The following is a 9,604-nucleotide window of genomic DNA, read 5'->3' on the forward strand; positions in this document are numbered from 1 at the left end:
CTCTCTTATATACTCTTGAATATCCCAGAATTAAAAAACTTATTAACCCATCCAATATACACACTTATAATAAAAATACCGCTACAATCGTTCATTATGTATATGGAGTCGTAATGGGACAGATAATCGATAAAATCCGGAATGAAATCAAAAAAGTGGTTGTTGGTCAGGAAAAGATGATCGATGGGCTTTTGATCGGGCTGGCATGTGACGGGCATATTTTGCTCGAGGGGGTGCCTGGCCTTGCCAAGACGACGACAGTCAATGCTCTTTCCAGGGCGCTTGGACTTACCTTCAAGCGGGTGCAGTTTACACCCGATTTGCTTCCCAGTGATATTATCGGTGCAGAAATTTACGATCCGAAGAATAATACGTTCAAGATCAAACAGGGTCCGGTCTTTACCAATCTTTTACTGGCCGATGAGATCAACCGTGCACCGGCGAAGGTGCAGTCGGCACTGCTGGAGGTGATGCAGGAACGTCAGGTAACGATTGGCGAAGAGAGTTTCAAAATCGATCTGCCGTTTCTCGTAATGGCGACACAGAACCCGGTAGAGCAGGAGGGGGCGTACAATCTTCCCGAAGCCCAGCTGGACCGCTTCATGATGAAACTGGTTGTGGGCTACAACACACCGGAAGAGGAATTGGAGATCGCACGACGTGTAGCGAACGATGCTCTGGGCGATGTCCAGGAAGTAGCCAGCAAAGAGGATATCTTTGCCATCAAGAAGAGTGTCAGGGAAATCCACATCGATGAAGAGGTGGAAAAGTATATCGTCGATCTGATCTTCGCGACGCGCGAACCGAAAAAATATGGTCTCGAATCGATCGAAAAATGGATCATGTACGGGGCAAGTCCGCGTGCTTCGATCGACCTCTACAAAGCGAGCCGTGCGCAAGCGTATCTGCGTGGCAAGGATTTCGTTTCGCCGGTGGACATCGCCTATGTGGCCAAGGAGATTCTCCGTCACCGCATCATTCTCAGTTATGAAGCGGAGGCGGAGGAGATCAGTTCCGATCTCGTGATCGACAAAGTGCTCGAAACTGTTGCGATTCCATAGGGCAGACTGGTGAACAAACGGCTCAAAACGCTGCTGATCAAAACGAAGCGTCAGGTTTTTTCGGAGATGATCGGTAACAACCCCTCTCTCTTTCATGGCGAGGGTTACGATTTCAGTGAACTTCGCGAATATCAGATCGGTGACGACATCCGAAAGATCGACTGGACCATTACGGCGAAACTCCAGAAACCCTATGTCAAACTCTTTCACGAAGAGAGGGAACTCCATGTTGTGGCTGCATGTATGATGGGTGGCAGCCTCTTTTTCGGTACTCATCGTATCAAGCAGGAGGTCGTCGCGGAGGTGGCGGCTATTCTTGGCTATTCCGCCGTGAAAAACGGTGATCTTTTTACCGGGGCGGTTGTGACTAAGTCGGTGGAAAACGTTGAAAGAGCGACGAAACGGCTTTTTGGCGTCAATCGGTTTGTGGAGTCGATCGATGCGATGCGTGTATTGGGAAGAGAAGCCGATTATGTTGATGGAGCGCGTCAACTCTTCCGGCGTATCAAGCGGCGGAGTGTGCTTTTTGTCATCGGTGATTTTCTGGCGCCTCTGGACCTTGGATTGCTAAGCAAACGGCATGAAGTGATCGCCGTGATCGTACGGGATCGTTTCGAAGAGCATCCCAGGCCGCTCGGACAGGTCCATTTGGTTGATCCGGAAAACGGTTCGACTCTGCAGACCCATTTCGGACAACGCAGCGTCGAAAAATATCGGGCCCACATCATCGCCAGTGACAAAGCGCTCTATCACCATTTGCACAGACATCGAATCCGTTTTGTCAAAATCTATACCGATGACGACCCGTTTGGCAAACTGATCAAGCTTTTTGGAGGCAGGGTGTGAATCCGAACGAATTGCCGATCCGCGATATCAAACCTTTGCTGCCGATTCCCGATATATCGATCTATCTCTTTCTTGGTCTTCTCGTTGTGGGGCTGCTTGTTGCAGGAACGATTACATTTTTTGCATGGAGATGGTGGCAGAGCCACAGAGCGATCGATCCACGTATCCGCTGGCTTGAACAGCTCGATAGAATCGATTATGGAAATGCCAAAAAAGCAGCCTATATTATGACAAAATATGGACGCCTGCTGGCGGAAGACAAACGCCGTGAAGAGATCCTAGAACAACTCATTCCCCGGCTTGAGCGTTACAAATACAAAAAAGAGGTTCCGCTCCTGGATGAGGAGACGAAGCGATTCATGAAACTCTTTATCGAGATGTCACACGATGCACTTTGAATACTCATGGGTTTTTCTCTCTATACCGCTTTTTCTCCTGTGTGAATGGAAATGTCCGCTACGCCTCGATCTGCTCTATTTCCCTCATGTGGAGCGGATTGCCAAAACTGTCCGAAACGTCTCGTTGATGCAGGCATTCAAATGGATGGTATGGAGCGGAACGATCGTGGCGCTGGCATCGCCCGTTATGACCGAAGAGTTGGTTCCATCGCATGCACCCGGTCGGGATATGGTCCTGGTCGTCGATGCGAGCCGTTCCATGGACGAGAGTTTTTCGATCGTACAGAAGGAGAACAAGTTCGAAACCCTTAAAGAGGTGCTGAAGCGTTTCATCGAAAAACGGCGACATGACAGGCTTGGATTGGTTGTTTTTGGAGAGTTCGCCTATGTTGCGTCTCCTGTGACATTCGATCATGCGGTTCTGGCGGCGATGGTACCCTATCTGGAAGTCGGGATGGCCGGTGAGCGTACAGCCATTTACGATGCGATGGCTATGGGAACGAAGCTGCTGAAAGATTCGGAAGCGAAAAGCAAAGTGATGATCCTGTTGACCGATGGGCGCAATACCGCTGGAAAGATTCCTCTGCAGGTGGCCGAAAAGCTGCTGGAACAGTATAACATCAAACTCTACACCATCGGCGTCGGACGTTCGCACGATTACGACCCGGTGATACTCAAACAGCTGGCGGAAAAAACGGGAGGAAAATTTTTTTCGGCATCCAATCCGAACATGCTCGAAAAAGTGTATGCCGGGATTGATGCACTGGAGCCCTCCGAGGTGGAACAGCAGCCGGTAACGAAAACCACCTATCTCTACAGCTATCCTCTTTTTGTCGCGGCGATGTCTCTGCTCGCTTACCTCTTTTTGTTGAATCGAAGCGAGGCGGCGTGATATGAAGTTCCTCTTTCCGGAATTCATCTATATGATGCTGATACCTGCCGCCGTTCTGATCTATCTTATCTCGACGAACAGAGATGTTGTTGAACGTATTTTTGATGCCAAAACGCTTGAACGGCTGCGTATCAGCGGGGATGGCCTCGGACGTGCCGGCCATAATACTCTGATGTTCCTCTCGTTTTTTTTTATGACGCTGGCACTTGCCCAACCGGTCATCGAACAGGGAGAACAGCATGTCAAAACACGCGGCGTCGATCTGGTCATCGCACTGGACTTGTCGGACTCGATGAAAGCGGCTGACTTCTATCCGAACAGACTGGAGTTCGCGAAACAGAAGCTCAAAGAGGTTCTGCCCAAGTTTCCCGCCGGTCGTATCGGTCTCGTTGGATTCACCACCTCCGCATTTATCATAGCCCCGTTGACGACAGATCGTGAGAGTCTTGCGTTTTTGCTCGAAAGAGTTTCGCCCGATATGGTCACAGCAAAAGGTACGAAGCTCTCTTCCGCGATTGCAGGGGCAGCGAAACTGCTTGAAAAAAGTTCGGACAGGCTGATGTTGCTGGTTACGGATGGTGGCGAAACGGCTCTTGAACCGTTGGTGAAACAGGCCAAAGAGCATCATCTTCGTGTGATCGTATGGATGGTCGCCACATCCAAAGGTGCACCGATTCCGTTCGATAGTCATACGATGATACGAAAGGGAGAGGGAGAGATTGTCGTGAGTCGGGCCAATACGAAGCTCGAACGCCTCGCAAGTGAGACGGAAGGGATCTATGTCGATGCCTCGCTGTCACAGAGTGATGAGAAAAGAATCATCGAGTTTCTGAAGAACGTGTCGGCAGATTCGAAAACTTATGAAAAAATCGTTCATCGCCGTATTGAACTTTTCTACTATCCTTTGGTACTTGCGCTGGTAATACTCCCTTTCGCACTCTATTCGGTTGGGATGGGAAGGCGACGGGCAGCCGGATTTCTCATCGTGCTTATGATATCGGGAATTCACACGGAATCGGAAGCCGGCGTACTCGATTTCATATTGATCGAGAAGGGGGAGAAGGCGTATCGAAAAGGTGATTACAAAGCGAGTACGGACGCTTTTGAAAAACTTGCCATACATACGCCAAAGAGCGAAGTATGGTTCGATCTTGGAAACAGCTACTATCGAAGCGGCCGATACAAAATGGCATGCGATGCCTATGAGAAAGTCGTAACTTCCGATAGGACTGTGGAACAGGCAAAACTCTATAATATGGCCAATTGCCAGGTAAAACTCGGTACGTTGGAGCGGGCAGCCGCGCTCTATCGCAAAGTGCTCGCGTTGGGAGAGGATCCGGATGCACGATACAATCTGGAACTGGTAATGAAAGCGCTTCGTGAGAATCCGAAAGAGGGAAAAGGTTCGAAAGGAGAAAAGGAGAAGAAAAAAGAGAAGAGACATTCATCGGCTGCTTCCGCATCCAATGAGCGGTCGCAGACTCCCGGTATGAACAGAAAGCGGACCAAAACGAGAAAACTGAGTCAGGCAGAAGAGAAGAAATGGATGCGGTTGATCGCGAGGCAGCCGCTCAAATCCAAGCTCTATCCACTTACACAACCAGAGGAGGATAGCGATGTCGATCCCTGGTAGAGTGATTCTATTGCTGTTGGCACTGATTCCCCTGGCTGCCGAAGTCAAGGTGAGTGTGGATGAAAATCCCGTGATTGCGGGTGAATCGGTCGAAATGACGATCGAGGCAGAGGGTGAAGATATCCGATTTCCCGATATAGCAACGATAGATGAATACAACGTAACGACAGAGGGTATGCAGCGATTCGAACGGCTCGAAGAGAACCGTACGGTGGTGAAGTGGATCAAACTCTTCGCGTTCACTCCGAAAAAAAGTGTGACGATTCCTTCCTATGAGGTTGTCGTCGATGGAAAAGTCGAGAAAACGAATCCTCTCTTTGTGCAGGTCCAACCGGCAGGGAAACGGATTTCGGATGATTTCAAAATCGAAATGGAAACGAGTCGGACTACTGCTTATGTGGGACAGATGGTGGACGTGACGATCCGATTCAGGGAGAAGCGCGATATCCCGGTCATGAATGTCGATTTCGTTCCGATACGGTATGAGAACTTTTGGGTCAAACGGGTCGACAAAAAACGTACGTATGCGGAGGGAGATTATTTGGTACATGAAATCCACTATCTCTTTTTTCCGCAGATTGCCGGAACGTTGACGATAGGTCCTGCCGAAGTGAAGGTGGCGATGACGAAAAAGATTCGGGATGCATTCGGTTTCATCGTGCGTCGGCCGCAATGGATAACCCTCTCGAGCCGGTCGGTCGACCTGCATGTCGAACCCCTTCCGGAAGGAGTTAGGCTCGTTGGAAATTTTACAATCCATTCGGAAGCATCTCCCCGGAGAGTCGAAAAAGGCAATCCTGTTTCATTGATGGTGCATGTGGAAGCCGAAGGGAATATCGAAGATTTCGAATTGCCGTCTCTTCAGATCGACGGTGTGACCATTTACGGCGAGGAGCCGAAGATCGAACAGCACTACAGTCACGGGGTATACCGAGGCTCATGGGAGAAACGCTATGTGCTTATCGCCGAGAAATCTTTTACGATTCCGTCATTTGGCATACGCTATTTCGACCCGGACAGAGAGAGGATTGAAACGGCTGCGAGTGAGCCGATTTCGATCGAAGTGACAGGAGCGGGAGCGGCTGTTTCACATATCCGTAGCAAGAGTGAAAACGTATTGAAATGGGAAGGGAAGATGGATATGATGTGGATCTATATGAATCTGGCCCTGGCTTTTCTGCTGGGCATGGGCGTGATGTATCTATTGATGCGATGGGGACGACGACGAAGGGAAAAGAGGCGACTCACACTCTATTCCGTTGGAGGTGATGCAGTGATGCTTCAGCGGCTTATGCCTTATATTTCCGAATCGAAAGAGGCGGCGCAGATGGCAGAGAACATCTATGCGGCAATCTTTGAAGGCAAAGCGGTGAAGGTGGAGAGAAAGGCATTCGAGAAATTGATGAAAGAGTTGAAAAGGGATTAGAGCCCATCTCGAAAATCCCTATAAGCGGGAATGGCACGGGGTATTGGTTGAGTGCCAAATGCAATATTTTTATAGAATATCGTGTAGTTTCTGCGCCTCTTCCATCCAGTTGTAGAGCCCTTTCCAGTCGGCATCGTTGATCAGTTTCCGACAGACGCGAAGTTCCTCTTCGAAATGGTCCATCGCGGCCAGAAGATTGCTCCTGTTCTGTTTGAAAATCTCTTCCCACATGAGCGGAGAGCTTTTGGCCAGACGGCTCATGTCGCGAAACCCTCCGGCGGCGAGTATCAGAATGTTTTCGGCATCTTCCTGCGCCATGACGGCGTTGGCCAGGGCATAGCTGATGGCATGGGGGAGGTGGCTGATATACGCGGCGTGGCGGTCGTGTTCATGAGCATCCATTGTCACGATTTTCATGCCCAGTTCACGGAAAATCGTTTTGGCCGTCGCCCTCTGCAGCTCTCCACTCTCTTCGAGATCGCAAAGAACGACGATTTTGTCGCGATAAAGGTTGGCAAGGGCAGCCGACGGACCGAATTTTTCCGTTCCTGTCATCGGGTGGGCTGCCACTACGTTTTTCCGGATTTTTTTCGGAATACTGTCGACGATTTTCGCTTTGGTACTGCCAAGATCGATGATCGTACAGAGCGGAGAGACATCCGTCATGTTGTTGAGTGCCTTGATGATCCCTTCGACCGGAATGGCCAGAAAGATAATGTCGCTCCGTTTGAGTTCCTCCCACGACACGATGTCATCGACGAGATGAAGCTTGATCGCTTCGTTGCAGTGGTGGGGATTATGATCATGTCCGACAATACGACTTACCTGGGGAAGACTTCGAAGAGCGAGTCCCATCGATCCTCCCATTAGGCCCAATCCAACAATTCCAACAACCATCATTGCTCCCGTGGATAAAAAGTCTAAAATTGTAACGCAGAGTCCGTTTGATAGAGATTAATCGATTCAATCATCATAATTCGGGTTTAATCGAAAAAATGATAGACTTGAAGCCTTTTTATGCGAAATTTGTAAATTGATGCCCGACAATGAGGAAATAAATGAAACGTATTTTGTCTGCCATCTTGATGACGGTGGTATTCGCGAGTGCCCAGCAGATCAAAGAGATCAAATTTGAGGGCTTGTTGCACCTCTCCAATGATATAGCTCAGGAGATAACGGGCATACACCCCGGTGAAGAGATCGATATCGAAAAAGTGGACGAGGCGATCAGAAAACTCTTTGGACAGGGCTATTTCAAAGATATCTGGGTGACTGAAGAGCACGGAGTTTTGACATTCCATTTCACGGAAAAGCCGGTTATTTCCCAAATCATTTTCAGTGGATACGGAGAGAACAAACGCGAGGAGCTGCTCTCTGCAATAGGGCTTCATAAAGGTGACATCTACGATGAGCGAAAAATCGAAAAGGCGGAAGCTCTGATTCGTGGCGCCATCGAAGCGGAAGGCTTCTTTGATACGGTCGTCGAAACGGAAGTGACAACACTGGAAACCGGCAGCGTCAAAGTTGAGTTCAAAGTCAACAAAGGTGAAAACATCATTATCAGAAAGCTCAATCTCTGCGGTGCGGAATACCTCGAAAAAGAGGATATCGAGAGTGTCATGGCCAACCGTGAACGCGATTTTATGGGCTGGATGTGGGGTTTCAACGATGGTAAAGTGAAAATCGACCAGCTCAAATATGAAGCTCCGCGTATCCGTGATTTTTATATGCGCCACGGCTATCTCGATGCAAAAGTCGACGATCCGCTGCTGCGTGTCGATTTCAATCAGTATAGCGCCATTCTCGATTTTAAAATTGAAGAAGGTGCTGTTTATACGGTCAAAGACATTCAGGTCGAACTTGCAAAACCGGTGATCGATCCGGTCATTTTGAAAGATGACCTCAAGGTCGATGCGGGCGATGTCTTCAATATCGACGATCTGCGTTGGGATATGGAAAAGATCAAAGAGATCGTTGCAAACATGGGGTATGCCTATGTGCGAATCATTCCCGATTTTTCGAAAAACGAGAAAGACCATACTGCCATTGTCAAGTACAAAATTTTTCCAGGTGACAAAGTCTACATTCGCGATGTTGTAATATCCGGAAATACTAGGACACTGGACCGGGTAGTCCGACGTGAACTTTTCCTGGCCCCGGGCGATCTCTACAACCTGACCGATATGAAAGATTCCAAAGCGGCGCTGATGCGTACCGGATATTTTGAAAATGTCGTCATCGACGAACGGCGTATCAATGAACATGAGATGGATCTGGTTGTCAATGTCAAAGAGGCGCAAACAGGGAACATTATGGTCGGGGGTGGCTATGGGAGTTATGACGGCATCATTTTCAATGCCGCCGTCAATGATAGAAATATTTTCGGAAGCGGCCTCTCACTGGGGCTCAGTACCGATCTCTCCCGCCATCGGACAAATTTCAATTTCAATATCACGAATCCCAGGGTCTGGGACAGCGACTACAGTGCGGGGTTCAATATCTATCACAACGAATTCGAAAACTACGACTATACGGAAAAACGGTTCGGTGGTTCTGTATCGCTCGGACGGCAGATTGCACGGTATTGGCATGCATCCATCATGTATCAATACTACTCGACAGAGCTTTCCGATATCGATCCGGAATTTCCGGATTATGAATTTTATGCCAACAACGATTTTGTCACGAGTGCCGGTACGCTCAGTCTGCGCTTTAACAACACCGATGACTATTATCTGCCTCGTCACGGGATGATTTTCGGGATCAGTTCCCAGTTCGCAGGTTTGGGCGGCGATGCGGAATACAACAAAAACTATATGAATTTTTCCATTTTTCAGGGAATGGAGGATTACATCAATTACGATCTGATTCTGCGTTACAAAGCGCGTCTCGGTGTTTTCGGATATGACGATAAATTGCCGATCAGTGCGAAATACTACATGGGTGGTGTACGGACTGTCCGCGGATATGAATCGGGGTCGATCGGTGGCGAAGAGAATGGATATCGAACGGGTGGCAAATATACCTTTTCCAATTCGGTCGAAGCGAGTATTCCTCTTGTCGAGTCGGCCAAGATGCGTCTGGCTTTCTTCTTTGACTACGGCATGATTGGAGACGACAATTTCGATGATTTTACCCGAGCCGGTACGGGTGCTGTAATTGAGTGGTTTTCACCGATGGGGCCTATCAGCCTTGTTTTCGCCTATCCGCTGATGGAAGAGGATGGCGACAAAACCTCCAACTTCGAATTTACGATGGGACAACAGTTTTGATATAGACGCTTAACGTGCCGCTCATTGGTCATTGGTCATTGGTCATTGGTCATTGGTCATTGGTCAAGCGTTGAGA

General features: G+C 48.8%; 8 protein-coding genes. 7 read left to right on the forward strand and 1 reads right to left on the reverse strand.

Going from position 1 to position 9,604, the window contains the following annotated elements; translation table 11 throughout:
* Positions 1-113: 113 nt before the first annotated feature.
* The 6 genes from Q1K24_RS07960 to Q1K24_RS07985 are packed head-to-tail and all read left to right on the forward strand — an operon-like array spanning position 114 to position 6,256.
* Complete coding sequence (locus Q1K24_RS07960) at positions 114-1,061, forward strand: MoxR family ATPase (RefSeq protein WP_300368553.1); 948 nt, start codon at positions 114-116, stop codon at positions 1,059-1,061.
* Between the two features lie 9 nt (positions 1,062-1,070).
* On the forward strand, positions 1,071-1,907 hold the full coding sequence (locus Q1K24_RS07965; RefSeq protein ID WP_300368556.1) for a DUF58 domain-containing protein: 837 nt from the start codon (positions 1,071-1,073) through the stop codon (positions 1,905-1,907).
* Positions 1,904-2,305 carry a hypothetical protein gene (locus tag Q1K24_RS07970; protein ID WP_300368559.1) on the forward strand — a complete coding sequence of 134 codons (402 nt, stop codon included), beginning with the start codon at positions 1,904-1,906 and terminating at the stop codon, positions 2,303-2,305. Before Q1K24_RS07965 ends, Q1K24_RS07970 begins: the two co-directional genes overlap by 4 nt.
* Positions 2,295-3,197, forward strand: coding sequence for a VWA domain-containing protein (locus Q1K24_RS07975; RefSeq protein ID WP_300368562.1), 903 nt, complete (start codon positions 2,295-2,297; stop codon positions 3,195-3,197). Before Q1K24_RS07970 ends, Q1K24_RS07975 begins: the two co-directional genes overlap by 11 nt.
* A gap of 1 nt (position 3,198) precedes the next feature.
* Positions 3,199-4,830 (forward strand): VWA domain-containing protein, encoded by a 1,632-nt coding sequence (locus Q1K24_RS07980; protein ID WP_300368565.1) that lies wholly within the window; start codon positions 3,199-3,201, stop codon positions 4,828-4,830.
* Entirely contained in the window at positions 4,814-6,256 is a 1,443-nt protein-coding gene (locus Q1K24_RS07985) for a BatD family protein (protein ID WP_300368568.1), read from the forward strand. The genes Q1K24_RS07980 and Q1K24_RS07985 overlap by 17 nt, the downstream gene beginning before the upstream one ends.
* 69 nt (positions 6,257-6,325) lie before the next feature.
* Here the strand turns inward: Q1K24_RS07985 and Q1K24_RS07990 are convergent, their stop codons facing one another.
* Positions 6,326-7,153 carry a prephenate dehydrogenase gene (locus tag Q1K24_RS07990; RefSeq protein ID WP_300368571.1) on the reverse strand — a complete coding sequence of 276 codons (828 nt, stop codon included), beginning with the start codon at positions 7,151-7,153 and terminating at the stop codon, positions 6,326-6,328.
* A gap of 161 nt (positions 7,154-7,314) precedes the next feature.
* Here Q1K24_RS07990 and bamA point away from each other — a divergent pair, with 161 nt between their 5' ends.
* Entirely contained in the window at positions 7,315-9,528 is a 2,214-nt protein-coding gene (gene bamA, locus Q1K24_RS07995) for an outer membrane protein assembly factor BamA (RefSeq protein WP_300368574.1), read from the forward strand.
* The last annotated feature ends 76 nt before the right edge of the window (positions 9,529-9,604 follow it).

This window comes from Hydrogenimonas sp., from assembly GCF_029932565.1.
In the GTDB taxonomy this organism is placed as follows: domain Bacteria; phylum Campylobacterota; class Campylobacteria; order Campylobacterales; family Hydrogenimonadaceae; genus Hydrogenimonas.